This window comes from Prescottella sp. GW823-FHT02E09 (assembly GCF_058797375.1).
Map to the genome: position 1 here is coordinate 577,661 of NZ_JBXAJP010000001.1, position 17,114 is coordinate 594,774.

General features: G+C 68.9%; 17 protein-coding genes and 1 pseudogene. 8 read left to right on the plus strand and 10 right to left on the minus strand.

Annotated elements, in window-relative coordinates; translation table 11 throughout:
* Nucleotides 1-11: 11 nt before the first annotated feature.
* The 5 genes from AC1RIF_RS02775 to AC1RIF_RS02795 form a co-directional block, all read right to left on the minus strand.
* Nucleotides 12-1,211: an NADH:flavin oxidoreductase gene (locus AC1RIF_RS02775; RefSeq protein WP_492599838.1), complete on the minus strand. Its 1,200-nt coding sequence runs from the start codon at nucleotides 1,209-1,211 to the stop codon at nucleotides 12-14.
* Between the two features lie 82 nt (nucleotides 1,212-1,293).
* Nucleotides 1,294-1,713, minus strand: a complete 420-nt coding sequence (locus AC1RIF_RS02780) for a hypothetical protein (RefSeq protein ID WP_492599839.1) — start codon at nucleotides 1,711-1,713, stop codon at nucleotides 1,294-1,296.
* Between the two features lie 67 nt (nucleotides 1,714-1,780).
* Nucleotides 1,781-3,112 carry a cryptochrome/photolyase family protein gene (locus AC1RIF_RS02785; protein ID WP_492599840.1) on the minus strand — a complete coding sequence of 444 codons (1,332 nt, stop codon included), beginning with the start codon at nucleotides 3,110-3,112 and terminating at the stop codon, nucleotides 1,781-1,783.
* Between the two features lie 46 nt (nucleotides 3,113-3,158).
* Complete coding sequence (locus AC1RIF_RS02790) at nucleotides 3,159-4,037, minus strand: cytochrome c biogenesis CcdA family protein (RefSeq protein WP_492599841.1); 879 nt, start codon at nucleotides 4,035-4,037, stop codon at nucleotides 3,159-3,161.
* Complete coding sequence (locus tag AC1RIF_RS02795) at nucleotides 4,034-4,765, minus strand: DsbA family protein (RefSeq protein WP_492599842.1); 732 nt, start codon at nucleotides 4,763-4,765, stop codon at nucleotides 4,034-4,036. Before AC1RIF_RS02795 ends, AC1RIF_RS02790 begins: the two co-directional genes overlap by 4 nt.
* A 116-nt stretch (nucleotides 4,766-4,881) precedes the next feature.
* Between AC1RIF_RS02795 and AC1RIF_RS02800 the strand changes: the two genes are divergently transcribed.
* Nucleotides 4,882-5,403, plus strand: a complete 522-nt coding sequence (locus AC1RIF_RS02800; protein ID WP_492599843.1) for a hypothetical protein — start codon at nucleotides 4,882-4,884, stop codon at nucleotides 5,401-5,403.
* A 42-nt stretch (nucleotides 5,404-5,445) separates the two neighbouring features.
* On the opposite strand, the gene AC1RIF_RS02805 is transcribed toward AC1RIF_RS02800, so the two are convergent.
* Nucleotides 5,446-5,820, minus strand: coding sequence for a BlaI/MecI/CopY family transcriptional regulator (locus AC1RIF_RS02805; protein WP_492600124.1), 375 nt, complete (start codon nucleotides 5,818-5,820; stop codon nucleotides 5,446-5,448).
* On the minus strand, nucleotides 5,820-6,482 hold the full coding sequence (locus AC1RIF_RS02810) for a GntR family transcriptional regulator (RefSeq protein ID WP_492599844.1): 663 nt from the start codon (nucleotides 6,480-6,482) through the stop codon (nucleotides 5,820-5,822). Before AC1RIF_RS02810 ends, AC1RIF_RS02805 begins: the two co-directional genes overlap by 1 nt.
* Nucleotides 6,483-6,594: 112 nt before the next feature.
* On the opposite strand from AC1RIF_RS02810, the gene AC1RIF_RS02815 reads away from it, so the two are divergent.
* The 7 genes from AC1RIF_RS02815 (at nucleotide 6,595) to AC1RIF_RS02845 (ending at nucleotide 14,264) form a co-directional block, all read left to right on the plus strand.
* Nucleotides 6,595-7,434 carry a fumarylacetoacetate hydrolase family protein gene (locus AC1RIF_RS02815; RefSeq protein ID WP_492600125.1) on the plus strand — a complete coding sequence of 280 codons (840 nt, stop codon included), beginning with the start codon at nucleotides 6,595-6,597 and terminating at the stop codon, nucleotides 7,432-7,434.
* 72 nt (nucleotides 7,435-7,506) lie between these two features.
* Nucleotides 7,507-7,962, plus strand: coding sequence for a MarR family winged helix-turn-helix transcriptional regulator (locus AC1RIF_RS02820; RefSeq protein ID WP_492599845.1), 456 nt, complete (start codon nucleotides 7,507-7,509; stop codon nucleotides 7,960-7,962).
* Complete coding sequence (locus AC1RIF_RS02825; RefSeq protein ID WP_492599846.1) at nucleotides 7,959-8,636, plus strand: class I SAM-dependent methyltransferase; 678 nt, start codon at nucleotides 7,959-7,961, stop codon at nucleotides 8,634-8,636. The genes AC1RIF_RS02820 and AC1RIF_RS02825 overlap by 4 nt, the downstream gene beginning before the upstream one ends.
* The gene (locus AC1RIF_RS02830; RefSeq protein WP_492599847.1) at nucleotides 8,633-9,331 is read left to right on the plus strand and encodes a response regulator transcription factor; all 699 of its coding nucleotides are present in this window, start codon (nucleotides 8,633-8,635) and stop codon (nucleotides 9,329-9,331) included. Before AC1RIF_RS02825 ends, AC1RIF_RS02830 begins: the two co-directional genes overlap by 4 nt.
* Entirely contained in the window at nucleotides 9,328-10,644 is a 1,317-nt protein-coding gene (locus AC1RIF_RS02835; protein ID WP_492599848.1) for a sensor histidine kinase, read from the plus strand. Before AC1RIF_RS02830 ends, AC1RIF_RS02835 begins: the two co-directional genes overlap by 4 nt.
* Nucleotides 10,634-13,027, plus strand: a complete 2,394-nt coding sequence (locus tag AC1RIF_RS02840) for a flippase-like domain-containing protein (protein ID WP_492599849.1) — start codon at nucleotides 10,634-10,636, stop codon at nucleotides 13,025-13,027. Before AC1RIF_RS02835 ends, AC1RIF_RS02840 begins: the two co-directional genes overlap by 11 nt.
* A gap of 154 nt (nucleotides 13,028-13,181) precedes the next feature.
* On the plus strand, nucleotides 13,182-14,264 hold the full coding sequence (locus tag AC1RIF_RS02845) for an alpha/beta hydrolase (protein WP_492599850.1): 1,083 nt from the start codon (nucleotides 13,182-13,184) through the stop codon (nucleotides 14,262-14,264).
* A gap of 767 nt (nucleotides 14,265-15,031) precedes the next feature.
* Here AC1RIF_RS02845 and AC1RIF_RS02850 read toward each other — a convergent pair.
* From AC1RIF_RS02850 to AC1RIF_RS02860, 3 genes and pseudogenes are all read right to left on the minus strand, one after another.
* Nucleotides 15,032-15,412, minus strand: coding sequence for an FKBP-type peptidyl-prolyl cis-trans isomerase (locus AC1RIF_RS02850; protein ID WP_492600126.1), 381 nt, complete (start codon nucleotides 15,410-15,412; stop codon nucleotides 15,032-15,034).
* Nucleotides 15,401-15,757: pseudogene (locus AC1RIF_RS02855) on the minus strand (FKBP-type peptidyl-prolyl cis-trans isomerase); the annotation flags it as partial. The pseudogene AC1RIF_RS02855 and the gene AC1RIF_RS02850, both read right to left, overlap by 12 nt.
* A 37-nt stretch (nucleotides 15,758-15,794) precedes the next feature.
* On the minus strand, nucleotides 15,795-17,093 hold the full coding sequence (locus AC1RIF_RS02860; protein WP_492599851.1) for a citrate synthase: 1,299 nt from the start codon (nucleotides 17,091-17,093) through the stop codon (nucleotides 15,795-15,797).
* Nucleotides 17,094-17,114: the final 21 nt, after the last annotated feature.

The following is a 17,114-nucleotide window of genomic DNA, read 5'->3' on the forward strand; positions in this document are numbered from 1 at the left end:
GCCTGCCCGGCTCACCGGCGGCGGACCGGTGCCGGGTCGACCAGGACGCAACGCGCCCCAGAGAAGATCGTCGGCATGCACTTGTTGCAGTGGATGCACAGCGACCGGGTGCGCGACTCGGCCTCGATGCGGTTGATCAGGTCGGGTTCCCGTAGCAGCGCGCGCGCCATCGCGACGAACTCGAAGCCCTCGGCCATCGCGGTGTCCATGCCGGCCTTGTCGGTTACGCCGCCCAGCAGCACGAGCGGCATCTCGACCGCGGCCCGGATCTGACGCGCCTCCTCGAGCATGAACAGCGGCTCGTACGGGTACGTCTTGATGAAGGCCTTGCCGACCATCTGCACACCGAGCTTGACCGGCTGCGGCATCGCGGCCGCGAAGTCGCGAACGGGGGCGTCGCCCTTGAACAGGTACATCGGGTTGAGCAACGAACTGCCCATCGTCAGTTCGAGGGCGTCGAGGCTGCCGTCGGCCTCGAGCCAACGAGCGACCTGGATCGCCTCGTCCACCCAGAATCCACCGGGCACGCCGTCGTCCATGTTCAGCTTGGCGAGGATCGCGATCCGGTCGCCGACCGCCGCACGGACCGCACGGGCGGTCTCGCGCACGATCCGGGCGCGATTCTCGAGGGAGCCGCCGTAGTTGTCCTTACGCTTGTTCAGCTTGGGGCTCAGGAACGAACTCGCGAAGTAGTTGTGACCGAAGTGGATCTCGACGGCGTCGAAGCCGCCCTCGATCGCGAATCGGGCCGCGTCGGCGTGAGCCTGGGTGATCCGGGCGATGTCGGTGGTGGTCGCCGCGTGGATCTTCTTCATGCTCATGGGATTGAACGACATCGACGGTGCGAGGGCCGGCAGCCGGTTGGACTTCTCGTTCGCGACCGGGCCGGCGTGCCCGATCTGCGCGGACGCGGCGGCACCCTCGGCGTGGATCGCGTCGGTGAGCTTGCGCAGTCCCGGCACCACCTCGGGACGCATCCACAGCTGGCCGCGTTCGGTGCGCCCCTCGGGCTGCACGGCGCAGTACGCGACGGTGGTCATGCCCACACCGCCCGCGGCCGGCTTGCGATGGAACTCGATCAGATCGTCCGTGACCAGAGCCTGCGGCGTCCGGCCCTCGAAGGTGGCGGACTTGATGATGCGGTTGCGCAGCGTGATCGGCCCCAGCTTGGCCGGCGCGAACACATCAGGAGGAGTGATCTGGGACACCATGGAACCTTCCGTCGAGGGGCGGCCCGAGGCTATACCGAAGCCAGCGGTCTCGAAAGTGGGGGTGTCCACCCAGTGGGACGATTCATGGGCAGGCGGGGATCACGAGGTCGTAGATCTGCTGCGCCTGCTCGGGGGACGGCCTGGTGCCGTCGTCCTCCGCGCGGTCCACGATCCGCGTCGTGACGGTCTGCTGGTCGGCACCGTTGGCGAGATCGGTGCACGACTCGACCGCGATCTCCTCGATGTCGCCGTCGTCGCGGCCCGCCGACAACTCGGGGTACGCCGTCCGGAACGCCGCGGTGAACGTGTCCAGCTTCGCCTGATCGAACGCGCCGTAGTTGTCCGGGGTGTCGTCTCCGTCGTCGCCGTCGGGCATCACGGACGTCGTCGCGGCCGGACCCGCGTGCTCACCGTCGTGGCCGTCGGAGTTGCCGTCGTCTCCGCAGGCGACGGCCAGGACCAGCGCGCCCGCCGCCACCGCGATCGTCATCAGTGTCTTCATGCACTGCGGGTACCCGCCGTCGAGAGCACCGAAACGTTGCCGGACCGCCCCGGCGCCAGCGCGACAATCAGGTCAACTCGCCGTAGCGCGCCAGGGCCTCTCGCCGCTCCTCGGCGTGGTCGACGACCGGGTCGGGGTAGCCCGCGGGCCGACCGGACTTCAACGCGTGCACCGCCTTGCCCTCGACACCGCGCAGTTCCGGCACCCACCGCCGCACGTAATCGCCCGTCGGATCGAACTTCTCGCCCTGGCCGGTCGGGTTGAACACCCGGAAGTACGGGGCCGCATCGGTGCCGGACCCGGCGGTCCACTGCCAGCCGTGCTGATTCGACGCGAGATCGCCGTCCACCAACTGCGCCATGAAGTACCGCGCGCCGCGCCACCACGGCAGGTGCAGGTCCTTGACGAGGAACGACGCGACGATCATCCGCACCCGGTTGTGCATCCATCCCTCGGCCGCCAGCTGCCGCATGCCGGCATCGACGATCGGGAATCCGGTGCGGCCCGCGCACCACGCCGCGAACAGGGTGTCGGCGTCCGGCCCGGTGTCGTAGCGGATCGCATCGAACTTGCGGTCGTAGTTGCGGCGTGCACTGTCCGGACGCTGGAACATGATGTCCGCGTAGAAGTCTCGCCACGCCAGCTGGCGACGATACTGCTCGGCGCCGTGGCTTCGCCGGCGTGCGAGATCGGCGAGCATGGTGCGCGGGTGAATGTTGCCGAACTTGAGGTACACCGACATCCGGCTGGTGGTGTCGAGGTCCGGGCGGTCACGTTCTTCGTCGTAGCGGATCAGGTCGTCGTCGCAGAACTCCCGCCACCGCGCCAGCGCCGCGCGCTCACCGGCCGCGGGACCCGGCTCCGACGGCGCCGGTATCGCGACTCGGCCGCGCAGCCCGCCGACGTCGTCCGGGTCGATCCACGCGACGGTGTCGGCACCGGTCTGCGCGGGACCGCGCCAACCGTGGTCGAGCCACCGTCCGAACCATGGGGTGAACACCTTGTACGCGGTGCCGTCGTTCTTGGTCACCCGGCCCGGCGCGATCGCGTACGGCGAGCCCGTGGCGACCAGCTCGACCCGGCCGGCCACCGCGGCATCGCGCTCACGGCCGTACGGACCGTAGTCCGCGCTGACATGCACTGCTTGCGCACCAACGGCTTTCGCGACACTGGGGATCACCTCGACCGGGTCGCCTCGCATCACCAGCAGACGCCCGCCGAGCTGCTCGTCGAGCGCGGCGAGGCTGCGGTACAGGAAGTCTCGACGCGGGCCGCCGGACGGACCGAGCAACCGGTCGTCGAGCACGAACAGTCCCATCGCCCGTTCCCCCGCCGCGAGCAACGTCGGCAGGTCCGCCAGGCGCAGGTCGCGCCGGAACCACACGAGCGATTCGGTCACGTCGTCCTCTCCGTCGTGGTGCATGCGGTGCGCCACCCACGGTAGTTCAGCGGTCGTGGCCCGGGCCCGACCCAGCCGCCTCGGACTCGGACTCGGGCTCGGACTCGGATCGGCGCCGACGCACGACCCGCAGCGCCACGACCACGAGCACCACCAGCACGACCGCGAGCAGGACACCGGTATCGGACACCTGCCGAGCCCAGTCGCTCAACGTCACCTGGAGCGAGAACTGGTCGTCCACACCCATCACGCTCCCGAGATTCGCGGTCCCGTCCGTGACGAGGAAGAGGACCCCGAGCGCGATGAACAGCAGACCCGACACCAGTGACGTCGTGTGCGTGCGCACGGGCCCGAGCACGATCTGCCGACCCCGCAACCACGGACGCCGCCCCAGGTCGAATCGATCCCACAGCAACGCCAGCACGAACAGCGGGACGGTCATCCCCAACGCGTAGACGGCCATCAGCAGGCCGCCGTAGCCGGCACCGCCCCCGGCCACCGCGATGGTGAGGACGCTGCCCAGCAGTGGCCCCGAGCAGAACCCGGCGAACCCGTACACCGCCCCCAGCACGAACACCGACACGGTGCCGGAGATGCGGACGGACCCGGCGGCACGCTGCGCGGGTGCAAACGCGAATCCGCGACCGAACATAGCCATGACCCCGAGCGCGATCAGCACCAGACTGCTGACCGTCGTGACCGTCTCCCGGTGCCGGGTCAGCAACGATCCCATCGCCCCGAGACCGGCGCCGAGTGGCACCAGCACTGCCGCGAGTCCGAGGTAGAACACCGCGGTCCGGGCCGCGAGGCGGCCGACACCGTCGAAGGCGTACGCGAAGAAGGACGGCAGCAGCAACGCCGAACAGGGACTGACCAGTGCGAGCAGGCCCCCCAGCAGTGCACCGAGCAGTCCGACGTCGGTCACGACAGTTGCCCACCGGTCTTCTCGATCAGTTGCTCGAACACCGACAGCGGCTGGGCGCCGAGCACGGGATACCCGTCGATCACGAACGACGGCGTGCTGGCCACTCCGATTGTATTGGCCTCCAGCGCATCTGCGGCGATCGCCGCGTCACCCGAGGTGTCCGCGGCGTCCCGTACGAAACGGTCCAGGTCCGGCACACCGGCCTGCTCCGCGAAACCACGCAGCGCGCCCGGGTCGAGGTTCGGATGCCCGCGATCCGGCGATGCCGCGTACAGGGCCGAGTTGAACTCCCAGAACCGGCCCTGCGCTGCGGCAGCCCGGCCGGCACGCGCCGCGACCATCGACTCCTCGCCGAAGATCGGGAGGTCACGCCACTCGATCCGCAGTTGTCCCGCCTCGACGTACTTCTCGACGAGCTGCGGTTCGGTGTCGCGGCTGAACTTCGCGCAGAACGGGCAGCGATAGTCCGAGTACGCGACCAGGACCACCGGAGCGTCGACCGGTCCGCGCGCCAACGGGTCACCCTCCACCCGGCGGGCCATGTCGCCGACCGGCCCGATTCCGGCCTCGAGACCTTCGGTGGCTGCGACCGCCGCCGAGGACGGTTCATCCGAGGTGCGCATCCGTTCCAGCACGAGAACCCCGGCCAGTACGAGCGCGACGACACCGAGAGCGCCGAGCAGCCACACGTCCCGTCTGACCCCGAACAGCTTGCTCCGCGATGCCATCCGTCCTCCGTTCCTTCTCGCACACACGTCCCACAACTACTATCGTTGATAGTACATCGAACTACTACATCCCTTAGTAGTTACGAGGTTCCGTAGACGAAGGGGTGCCGAGCACCGTGACCGAAAACTCCAGCAGTGGAACGTATTTGCTGCGCGCACTCGCCGCAGGCGTCGTGACCGTCATTGTAGTGGGCGTTCCGACGGACATCATCGACACCCCGCTGTTCGGGCGCGAGGTGCCCGTGCGCTGGTGGGAGTACCCAGTCCTCGCCGCCACCGCGATCCTGACCGCGCTGTGGTTCGGCATCCGTCCGGGAACCCGGGCGGCCCGCCCGACCGGCGCGATGGCCGGCGTGGCGCTCGCGGTGTTCGCTGTGGGCTGCCCGGTCTGCAACAAGATCGTCCTGCTCGCGATCGGCACGAGCGGTGCCCTCGGGTTCTGGGCGCCGCTGCAGCCGGTCCTGGCGGTGGTCTCGCTCGCCCTGCTGACGACCGCTGTCGTGCTGCGACGGCGTCAGAGCCTGTGCGGGCCCGCGTGCACCGTCCCTGCCGAGCGGCCCGGCACAGGTCAGCCGCCGAGGAGCGCGCAGGAGGCCGCGAGCACCGGCAGCGCAGACAGCGTGAGCGCAAGCGGATAGTGCAGGACCCGGGCGCCACGGCACGACGCGTTCAGCCCCGAGTCACCCGACACCACCCGGCCGGCGTGCCCGTGTCCGCCGGGCGGCCCGGCGCAGGATTCTCGACTCGTCCTCGGAGGCCGAGTTCGCGAAGTGCAGCATGACCTGTTCGGCGTCACCACTGGAATCGAGCACCTGACGAACCAGATCGGCCGCGGTCTCCTCCCGACTGCGCGCGGCTCGGTACCGATAGGCCCGACCGATGCGCTGCCGGGACGCCATGCCCTTGGTGTGCAGGTTGTCGAGGACCGTCATGACGGTGGTGTACGCGAGCGGCCGCGGCGACTGCAGTCGGTCCATCACGTCCCGCACCCGCACCGATTCGTCCGCACTCCACAGCACGTCCATCACGGCGGTCTCGAGCTCGCCGAGTCCGATCACGACTGCACCCCGGCGATCAGCAGTGCGGTCGTCGACTCGATGTGCCGGCGCAGTTCGTCCACCGCCCGATCGACGTCCCGATCGACGGCGGCCTCGGCGATCCGTCCGTGCTCGGCGTCGACGTCGCGCTGCTCGGACTCCGCGCTGCGAACACTCCAGCAGCGGTACACCTCCGAGATGTCGCGCAGCGATTCGGCGATGCGCACCAGCCGGCCGTTGGGGCACGCACGCAGGAGTGCACCGTGGAAGTTGCCGTGCGCCGACAGCCACGCCTCGGCGACCCGTCCGTCCGCGTCGGCGGGCGCCGTCCGAGCCAGGGTGTGCCGCGCCGCGAGCACCGCCGACTCCCACTCGATGTCGCCGTGCGCGATCGACTGCCGCAGCGCTTCGGATTCGATGAACACGCGGGTCTCGGTGAGCTCCAACAGATCCGGAACGGAAACCGGCACCACCCGGAAGCCGAGCTGCGCCTCGGAGACCACGAGCCCCTGCTCGACGAGTCGGGGCAGGACTTCCCGAAGGACACCGGTGCTCGCGTCGTAGCGGTCCTGCAACCGCCCGAACGCGAGCTTCTCCCCCGGCGCGAGTACACCGCCGAGGATGTCGGCTCGCAACCGCGCGTGGATCTCGTCTGCGCGGGTTCCGCTCGCTCGTGCCATGCCGCAAGTACAGGACGATGCGGATCCGGAGTCAAGTTTCGAAATTATATTGCTTTTCCGATATTTCTCGGCTGTACTGTCCCCACCCGACCACAGACAGGACGTGACGACCGTGCGCATCGCCAACCTCTCCGGACGAGCAGTTCTCACCGACGGGCAGCGGGCTGTCGACATCCACACCGCCAGCGCGGGACGCTTCGGCCCCGACCTGCCCGGCATCTACACCGAGTGGTCGGCGTTCACCGCGTGGGCCGCCACCGCCGACACCGCCACCGGTGACCCGTTCGAGGCCCGCGACCTCGGCGCGCCCTCGCCGGCACCGAGCCAGGTGTTCGCGATCGGCCTCAACTACCGCGACCACGCGGCCGAGACCGGGATGGACGCACCGGACGCGCCGCCCACCTTCACCAAGTTCGCGAGCTGCCTCACCGGCCCCGAGACCGACCTGCGGCTGCCCACCGACACCGTCGACTGGGAGGTGGAGCTGGTGGTCGTCATCGGCAGCGAGGCGACCGACGTGGCCGCGGCCGACGCGTGGGCCCATGTCGCCGGACTCACCGTCGGACAGGACTTCTCGGAACGGACCTCCCAGATGGCCGGTCCGGCACCGCAGTTCTCGCTGGCCAAGTCGCATCCCGGCTTCGGGCCGACCGGCCCGTGGCTGGTCACCCCGGACGAGTTCGCCGACCCGGACGACCTCGCGATCGAGTGCGAGATCGACGGCGAGTCGGTCCAGTCGGGCCGCACCTCGCAGATGATGCTCCCGGTCGCCGAGTTGATCGCGCACCTGTCGGCGGTGTGCACGCTGCGTCCGGGCGACATCGTGTTCACCGGCACCCCGGCCGGCGTGGGTGTGGGGCGCAGCCCGCAGCGCTTCCTGGCCCCCGGCGACGTCGTCACCACCCGGATCGAGGACATCGGCACCCTGGTGCAGCGCTGCGTCGCCCGCTGACGGCGCCTCGCGGAAGCACGCGCGTCCACCGAGAATGGTGAACAGAGTTCACAATGAACTAGCATCACTTCTGTGACCGAGACACCCGCCCGCCACGACGCGATCGACCGCGCGTTCGTCCTGGCCGATCACCTGTCGACCTCGATGGAGGACGGCGCGAGGCAGTTCGGGCTCACCACGGCCCGCACCCGGGCACTCTTCTGCATCTTCGAGCACCCACCCATGACGCAGCGCGATCTCGCGACCGCACTGCGGTGCAGCACCCGACAGGTGACCGCTCTGGTCGACGCCCTCGAGGCCTCCGGCCACCTGACACGCGAGCCTCACCCGAGCGACCGACGAGCCCACATCGTCACACTCACCGGCGAGGGGTGCGCCGTGGCGGAACGGATCCGCGAACTGCGGCACCTCACCGCCGAGGCCCTGCTCGAAGGCATTCCCGCACGAGACCTCGACGCCTTCGTGTCCGTGGCCGACATCTTCATCAGTCGCACCTCCGCCACCACGCGGGACGGGAGCCCGAGATGATCCGCCGACGCCTCGACGCGGCCTACGCCGCCTGGTACGACAGGGCCAACGCCGGCTCCGAACGCGTCTGGCTGGGCCCCCTCCGTGCTCGCCTGCTCGGCGACCTGGACGGCGACGTTCTCGAGATCGGCGCCGGCACCGGGGCCTCGCTCCCGCACTACGGATCGGGCGCCACCGTCACCGCCGTCGAGCCGTCCCCGTACATGCGACGCACGCTGGCTCGGGTGGCTGCCGCCTCGCCTGCCACCGTGCGAGTGGTCGCGTGCGGCGCCGAAGAGCTGCCCGTCGACGACGACAGCGTCGACGCCGTGGTCTCCATCCTCGTGCTGTGTTCGGTTCGGGACGTCACAGGGACGCTCGCGGAGATCCGTCGTGTCCTGCGTCCCGGAGGACGGCTCGTGCTCGCCGAGCACGTGCGGGGAACCGGACTGCGGGCGGCGGCCCAGTCCGCGATCACCCCCGTCAACAGACACTTCGCAGGTGGCTGCCGATGGGATCGACGCACGCGGGCGTTGATCGAGGACGCCGGATTCGACACGTCCGACCTCCGCGAGGTCTCCGGCCCGAGCCGACTGTCCCCCACTGCGCCGGTGCTCGCGGGCACCGCCACACCGCACCCGGCAGCCCCGCTTCCAGGCACCCGTCCCGGTGTACCGGGCACAATGCTCACGTGACCGCACCCGCAACAGTCCTGGTCGTGGACGACGACCAGGATGTTCTCGCCTCGCTCGAACGCGGGCTGCGGCTGTCCGGATTCACCGTCCTCACCGCGGCCGACGGCGCGATCGCGCTGCGTGTGATCGCCGACGTCGAACCCGACGCCCTCGTGCTCGACATGAACATGCCCGTCCTCGACGGCACCGGGGTGGTCACGGCGCTGCGTGGGATGGGCAACGACATCCCGATCTGTGTCCTCAGCGCCCGCAGCTCGGTCGACGACCGCATCGCCGGTCTCGAATCCGGCGCCGACGACTACCTCGTCAAACCGTTCGTCCTGGCCGAACTCGTCGCCCGGATCCGTGCGATGCTGCGGCGCCGCGCGGTCGTCGCCGGCCCCGTCACCGAGCCGCCGCTGGTCGTCGGCGCACTGTCGATCGACCTCGCCGGCCGCCGGGTGTGGCTCGGCGACGACGAGGTCCTGTTGACCAAGCGGGAGTTCGAACTGCTGGAGGTGCTGGCCCGCAACGCGGGTGTCGTGCTCAGTCGGGAACGGCTGCTGGATCTGGTGTGGGGCTACGACTTCGTCGCCGACACCAACGTGGTCGACGTCTTCGTGGGCTACCTGCGGCGCAAGTTCGAAGCAGACGGCACTCCACGGCTGCTGCACACGGTGCGCGGCGTCGGATTCGTCCTGCGGGAGCCGTCGTGAGTCGCGCGCATTCGCTGCGGGCCCGGGTCGCGATGGCGACGGCGCTGGGGGCGATCATCATCGTCGCCGCCGTCGGCGTGTACCTCGCGCTCGCGATCGCCCGGAACAACCTGCAGCAACTGGACCGTCGGCTCGAGACCGCGTCGCGGGTCCTGGTCGTCAATGCTCCGGCCGCCGCGCCGTTCCTCAACATCCTCGGCGACGGCGGCGCGTTCTCGGTCACGATCCGTGCGGGCGACAAGGTCGTCTCGAGCACGTCGAGCCGGCTCCCCAAGCTCGATCCCGGATCGCACACTGTCGACGTCGGCGGCACCCCGTTCCGGGCCTTCACCGCTCCGCTCGGTCCCGAGTCCACGTCGCTGCTGTCGGTAGCCGTCCCGCTCGCCGAGGCGAAGGATCCGACCACCGAGCAACAGCAGCAGGTCGCGCTCGTCGGTGTGCTCGCGATCGTCGCCGCGGGCGGACTCGGCTGGATCTTCGGAGGGCGGGCGGTGCGGCCCCTGGTCGAACTGACCCATCGGGTGAGCCGACGCGACCGCGACCTCGCCACCGCCGCGTCCGGGGTCCGCGAGGCGGACGAACTGGCCGCGGCCGCCGGCGCGATGCTGCAGGACGTCTCCGATGCGCAGTCCCGCACCGCCGCGGCTCTCGAGACGGCACGCGACTTCGCGGCGGCCTCCGCGCACGAGCTTCGGACCCCACTCACCGCGATGCGGACCGACCTCGAGGTGCTCGACACCCTCGATCTCTCCGACGCCCAGCGCGCCGAGATCCTCGGTGACCTCATCCGCACGCAGGGCCGCGTCGAGGCGACCCTGACCGCGCTCGAGCGCCTCGCGTCGGGCGAGCTGTCCAGCGAGAAGGATCACGTCGACACCGACCTGACGGAGCTGTGCGACCTCGCCGCCGAGGACGCGCAACGTCAGCACCCCGGCGTCACGGTGACGGTGGATGCGCCACCCGGCCTGGTGCTGCGCGGCCTGCCCGCGGGCCTGCGGTTGGCACTCGACAACGCCATCGCCAACGCCGTCCGGCACGGCGGCGCGCGGCACGTGGCGATCGGCGCACGCCGCGACGACCTGGCCGCGCCGGGCACCGTCACCGTCACTGTCGACGACGACGGCACCGGCCTTCCCGAGGAGGAACGAACCGAGGTGTTCGAACGCTTCCGACGCGGTAGCGGCGCCGCGAAGGGCGGGTCCGGGCTGGGCCTGGCGTTGATCGCTCAGCAAGCCCACCTCCACGGGGGCCGGGCGCACTTCGAGGACAGCCCGCTCGGCGGCGCGCGACTGGTGGTGTCCCTTGCGAGTTGACGGGCGCGACATCCCGGTCTCCGGCAGCCTCCTGCAACCGTTGGTCCGGCGCACGAGCGACATCCTGCGAGTGGTCATCGCGATGATCCTGCTCGGCGCGGTCATCGCCGGCTCGGTGATCACCCGCAGCGAATGGGACGCGCTCGAGACGTCGGTGTCCGACATCGTCGGCATCCTGTCGCCGGGAGTCTCGGACACCGTCTATCTCCTGTACGGGGTCGCGATCCTCGCCCTTCCGTTCGCGATCCTGATCCAGCTGATCATCGGACGCCGCTGGAAGCTGCTGGCAGGCTACGCCGCCGCGGGGCTGATCGCGGGTGTCGCGCTGTCGATAACCGGGAGTGGGCTGGCCGCGCCGCAGTGGCACCTCGACGTCTCGGACCGGCTCAATACGTTCCTGTCCCAGTTCCTCGACGACCCCCGCTGGATCGCGATGCTCGCGGCGGTCCTGACGGTGTCCGGGCCGTGGCTGCCGAAGCGCTGGCGACGCCTGTGGTGGGCGCTGCTGCTGGCGTTCGCGCCGATCCACCTGATCGTCAGCTCCGTCGTGCCCGCCCGGTCGATGCTGGGGACGGCGGTCGGGTACCTGGTCGGCGCGGTCATCGTGCTCGTGGTCGGCACGCCGGCGCTGGAGGTGCCGCTCGATTCGGCCGTCGAGTCGCTGCAGCGGCTCGGCCACCGCATCACGGCGTTCCGGGTGATCGCCCCGGCCGGCAGCGGACCGCTGATCCTCGGCGCCTCGCGGGACGACGGGCAGCCGGAACTGATCGTCGAGCTGTACGGACAGAATCAGCGCAGCCGCGGCGCCATCCGCCAGGCCTCGCAGTGGCTGGCGCTGCGCAGCAGCGAGAGTCCGCCGGTGCACGCGTCGCTCGCGCGAGCCGTCCAGCACCGCGCCCTGATGGGCATCGCGGTCGCCGACGCGGGCCTCGCGGCGTCGAAGCCGATCGCGGTGGCCGCCCTGGACCGTGGCTGGCAGCTGTACGCACACCCGGTTTCGCACGGCTCCCCGATCGCGACGCTGGCCACCGATCACCCGCAGCCCCGCGACACTCTGCTCGAGATGCTGTGGCGATCGCTCGGCGAGCTCCACACCCACCAGATCACGCACGGCGACCTGCGGGCGAGCGAGATCCGGATCGACGACGGCCGGGCCCTGTTCGACGGGTTCTCCTACGCCGAGCTCGGACCGACCGAGGCAACGGTCCTCTCCGACACCGCGCAACTGCTGTTGACCACGGCCACGTTGTTCGGCGTGGAACCGGCGGTCCGGGCGGCGCTGGAGGCGCAGGGCCGCGAGCGGATCCTGGCCGCGTCCGGCCGACTCACCAAGTCGGCGATGCCGGCCCGGGTGCGCAAACACGTCCCGGACTCGTCGGCGATGCTGTCGGCCATCCGTGACGAGGTGGGCCGGCAGACCGACATCGAGAAGATCGCCCCCGAACAGGTCACCCGCTTCACCCGGAACCAGATCATCCAGCTGGTGCTGCTGATCGGCCTGGTCTACGTCGCGTATCCGTTCATCAGCCAGGTGCCGACCTTCCTCACCGAGCTGAAGACGGCGAACTGGTGGTGGGCGCTGGGCGGGCTGGCGGTGTCGGCCCTCACCTATGTCGGGGCGGCGGCGGCGTTGTGGGCGTGCGCCTCCGAACTGGTGCGCTACCGCCACCTGCTGATCATGCAGGTGGCGAACACGTTCGCAGCCACCACCACCCCGGCCGGCGTCGGCGGGCTCGCGCTGAGCGTGCGTTTCCTGCAGAAGGGTGGTCTGGGCACGGTCCGGGCCACGGCAGCGGTGGCGCTGCAACAGACCGTGCAGGTGGTCACCCACGTCGCGCTGCTGATCTTCTTCAGCGTGGCGGCGGGACGCGACGCCGACCTGTCGCACTTCGTCCCCAAGGGCACGACGCTGTACCTCATCGCGGGCATCGCGCTCGGCGCGATCGGCACGTTCATGTTCATCCCGAAGGCGCGACGCTGGCTCAACAACGAGGTCCGCCCACAGCTCACCGAGGTGCTGGGGTCCCTGGCGCAACTGGCCCGCAACCCGGGCCGCTTCCTGCTGATCGTGCTCGGCAGCGCGGGCACCACCCTCGGGGCCGCCCTCGCCCTGTGGGCCAGTGTCGAGGCGTTCGGCGGCGGCACCACGTTCGTCACCGTCACGATCGTCACGATGATCGGCGGCACCCTCGCCTCTGCCGCGCCGACGCCGGGCGGTGTCGGCGCCGTCGAGGCCGCACTCATCGGTGGCCTCACCGCGTTCGGGCTGCCCGTCGGGATCGCGGTACCGTCCGTACTGTTGTACCGCGTGCTGACGTGTTGGCTCCCGGTCTTCTGTGGCTGGCCGACTTTGCGTTGGTTGCAGAAAAACGACATGGTCTGATGGTTTGTGTCCGATAATTCTGGAACGTCTCGAGAACTTTCGGGCAACCCGTAGCAAATCGGCACGTAGACCCGATAGCGAAAGTGATATACACACGTCCAGAACCGTGGGAGCACAGCCGCGCTCCCCGGCCGACCACCGAAGGCGAGTAAGTATGCGTGTAACCAAGAAGTCCCGCCGGCTCAAAGCGTTGATCGGCGCCACGACGGCGACGGTCGCCGCACTTCCCGTGTTCCTCGGGGCCGGGGTGGCCACGGCCGCAGCACCGAACACCGACGCTGCCAAGGTCCAGGCGTCCGCGAAGGCCAACGGCGGGACCAAGCTGGTGTCCGCCACCCAGCTCGGCGGCAACAAGATGAAGCTGGTCGTCTACTCGGAGGCGATGGGACGGGACATCCCGCTCGACGTCATCCGCCCGAAGGATACGTCCAAGCCCGCTCCCACGCTGTACCTGCTCAACGGTGCCGGCGGCGGCGAGGACTCCGCGTCGTGGCAGAAGCAGGCCGACATCGGCACGTTCTTCAAGGACAAGCAGGTCAACGTCGTCACCCCGATGCAGGGCGCGTTCACCTACTACACCGACTGGCAGAAGGCGGACCCGTCTCTCCACGGCGTCAACAAGTGGGAAACCTTCCTGACGCAGGAACTGCCGCCGGTCATCGACGCGGCGCTCGGCACCACCGGTGTCAACACGCTCGCGGGCATCTCGACGTCGGGCACCTCGGTGTTCAACCTCGCGCTCAAGGACCCCCAGCTGTACAAGGCTGTCGGCGCGTACAGCGGCTGCGCGGACACCGCGACTCCGGTCGGCCAGACCTACATCCAGATCGTCATCGCGGCGCGCGGCGACGCCGAGGTCGAGAACATGTGGGGCCCGGTCGGCAGCCCGGACTGGATCGCCCACGATCCGATCATCAACATCGGCAAGCTCAAGGGCGGCCCCAAGCTGTACGTGTCCAACGCGTCCGGCCTGCCCGGCCCGCACGACACCCTCGACAGCCAGGGCATCAACGGCAACTTCGGGACGCTGGCCAACCAGGTCATCGTCGGCGGCATCATCGAGGCTGCAACCAACGAGTGCACCCACCGCCTCGCTCGGGCAGTCAACGAGAACGGCATGGGCGGCCAGGCGACGTTCGACTTCAAGCCGGCCGGCACCCACTCGTGGGGCTACTGGCGCGACGACCTGAACAACTCCTGGCCGATGCTGGCCGACGCCATGGGCACCCCGCGGTAGTCATCCGGCAGTAGCACCAGCTTCACCACGCTCCATCCAAGGCGCCCCGGCTTCGGCCGGGGCGCCTTTCTGCGCACCTGTCCGGTTTGTGACTTATCCCACACGATTCCCCGTCGAGACTTACTGAAACTTCGATTACCAGCAAGTTTCCGCGATGCGCGTAGCGCTCCCGAAAGCCCCGAATCCCGAGACCTAGACGTGCGTATTGAACGCTTGGTAGAAATCACATCGGCACCGAAAGTGTGTGCTGGAACACATCTTTGAACAAGGGACGTGACATGGGATCGCTCGAGAATCTGCTCAAGGCCAACGGTGCAGGCTTCGGCCTGCTCGACATGCTCAAGCTGCTGCCGCTGATGACCGCCCTTCAGGGCCTCGATTCCGCCAGCGCCTGATCTGCGCCACCGCAAAGTCCACCGAAGAGCTTTGGAGCACACGACATGACGTCTATCGAAAACCTGACCGCGCTGATCAACGCACTCACCAAGATGTTCAGCAACGCGCACACCGGGTCCGTCGAGGCCGGTAGCTTCACCGGCTCCGCCTAGTCCGTACGCCATCCAGACACACCAGGAGAAGACACACACATGGGCATCATGGGTTCCCTCGCCGACCTGTACGACGTCATCTACAAGTCGCTGCCGGTCCTGCTGGACGCCGTCACGGCACTCATCGGCGGCTCGCTGTAGCTCACGCCGACACCGGATAACACATCAGGCCCCGCACCGATCATCGGTGCGGGGCCTGAGTGCTGAAGCGCTACAGGGCTACTGGGTGCCCAGCAGGTCGATCACGAACACGAGCGTCTTGCCCGACAGCTGGTGACCGGCACCCGCCGGACCGTACGCCAGCTCCGGCGGGACCGTGAGCTTGCGGCGACCGCCGACCTTCATGCCGGGGATGCCTTCCTGCCAGCCCGGGATCAGCCGGCCCAGCGGGAACGCGACGGACTCGCCACGCAGGAACGACGAGTCGAACACCTCGTTGGTGTCGTATTCGACGCCGTGGTAGTGGACGTCGACGACGCCGCCGGGCTGAGCCTCGGCGCCGTCACCGATCTCGATGTCCTCGATGACCAGCTCGGCCGGGGCCGGGCCGGTGGCCGGCTCGATCTCCGGTGCCGGCGGCGGGACGACGACGTCGAGCAGGTCGATGACGAACACCAGCGTCTTGCCCGACAGCTGGTGACCGCCACCGGCCGGACCGTACGCGAGCTCAGGCGGGATCGTCAGCTGACGCCGACCGCCCACACGCATGCCCGGGATGCCCTCCTGCCATCCGGCGATGAGGCCGGCGAGCGGGAAGGTGATGGATTCGCCACGGCTCCACGAGGAGTCGAACTCCTCGCCGGAGTCGAACTCGACGCCGAGGTAGTGGACCTCGACCTTGGCTCCGGGGGTGGCCTCGGGGCCGTCGCCGACGACGATGTCCTTGATGACGAGTTCGGTGGGCGCGGGGCCCTCCTGGAAATCGATCTCGGGCTTGGTGCTCATGGTGTTTGTCCGATCAGTCGTAGTCGGGCAGGACGGGTCAGCGAGCCGACAGGTCCACGTAGCCGCGCTGGGTGTAACCGGTGTAGATCTGACGCGGGCGGCCGATCTTGGTGGCCGGATCCTCGTGCATCTCACGCCAGTGCGCGATCCAGCCGGGGAGGCGGCCGAGCGCGAACAGCACGGTGAACATGCGCGTCGGGAAGCCCATCGCGCGGTAGATCAGACCCGTGTAGAAATCGACGTTCGGGTACAACTTGCGCTCGACGAAGTAGTCGTCGGTGAGGGCCGTTTCCTCGAGGGTCATCGCGATCTCGAGCAGCTGGTCGTCGCCGCCGAGCTTGCTGAGGATCGAGTGCGCGGTGTCCTTGACGATCGCGGCGCGCGGGTCGTAGTTGCGGTAGACGCGGTGCCCGAAGCCCATGAGCTTCACGCCGTCTTCCTTGTTCTTGACCTTGCGCACGAACTCCTTGGCGTCGCCGCCGTTCGCCTTGATCTCGTCGAGCATCTCGAGCACGGCCTGGTTGGCGCCGCCGTGCAGCGGGCCCCACAGCGCGTTGATGCCGGCGGAGACGGACGTGAACAGGTTCGCGTCCGACGAGCCGACCATGCGGACCGTCGACGTGGAGCAGTTCTGCTCGTGGTCGGCGTGCAGGATCAGCAGCATGTCGAGGGCCTTGGCGATCTCCGGATCGACCTCGTACGGCTCGGCCGGGAAGCCGAACGTCATGCGCAGGAAGTTCTCGACCAGGCTCAGCGAGTTGTCCGGGTACAGGAACGGCTGGCCGACGGACTTCTTGTACGCGTACGCCGCGATGGTGGGCAGCTTTGCGAGAAGTCGGATCGTGGACAGCTCGACCTGCTCCGGATCCTCCGGATCCAGCGAGTCCTGGTAGTACGCGGACAGCGCGTTGACGGCGCTCGAGAGCACCGGCATGGGATGCGCGTTGCGCGGGAAGCCGTCGAAGAACCGCTTGAGGTCCTCGTGCAGCAGGGTGTGGCGACGGATCTTGTCCGTGAACACCTCGAGCTGGGCTTCGGTGGGCAGCTCCCCGTAGATCAGCAGGTAGCTGACCTCGATGAACGTCGAGCGCTGTGCCAGCTCCTCGATCGGGTATCCGCGGTAGCGCAGAATGCCCTGTTCACCGTCGATGTAGGTGATAGCCGAACTGGTGGACGCGGTGTTCACGAAGCCCGGGTCGAGCGTCGTGTAACCCGTGTTGGCAAGGAGCTTGCCCAGCTCGATGCCGTCATTGCCTTCAGTCGCCTTGGCGATAGACATTGTGTGCTCGCCACCGGGGTAGCTGAGTGTGGGCTTGTTGTCATTCTCAGCGGGCACGGAAGGATCCCTCTCAAACTC

Bases quoted from the DNA above. Each gene is read 5' to 3' on its own strand.
- AC1RIF_RS02795 (WP_492599842.1), bottom strand. From the start codon at position 4,765: ATGGCATCGCGGAGCAAGCTGTTCGGGGTCAGACGGGACGTGTGGCTG.
- AC1RIF_RS02780 (WP_492599839.1), bottom strand. From the start codon at position 1,713: ATGAAGACACTGATGACGATCGCGGTGGCGGCGGGCGCGCTGGTCCTG.
- AC1RIF_RS02845 (WP_492599850.1), top strand. From the start codon at position 13,182: ATGCGTGTAACCAAGAAGTCCCGCCGGCTCAAAGCGTTGATCGGCGCC.
- AC1RIF_RS02810 (WP_492599844.1), bottom strand. From the start codon at position 6,482: ATGGCACGAGCGAGCGGAACCCGCGCAGACGAGATCCACGCGCGGTTG.
- AC1RIF_RS02775 (WP_492599838.1), bottom strand. From the start codon at position 1,211: ATGGTGTCCCAGATCACTCCTCCTGATGTGTTCGCGCCGGCCAAGCTG.
- AC1RIF_RS02825 (WP_492599846.1), top strand. From the start codon at position 7,959: ATGATCCGCCGACGCCTCGACGCGGCCTACGCCGCCTGGTACGACAGG.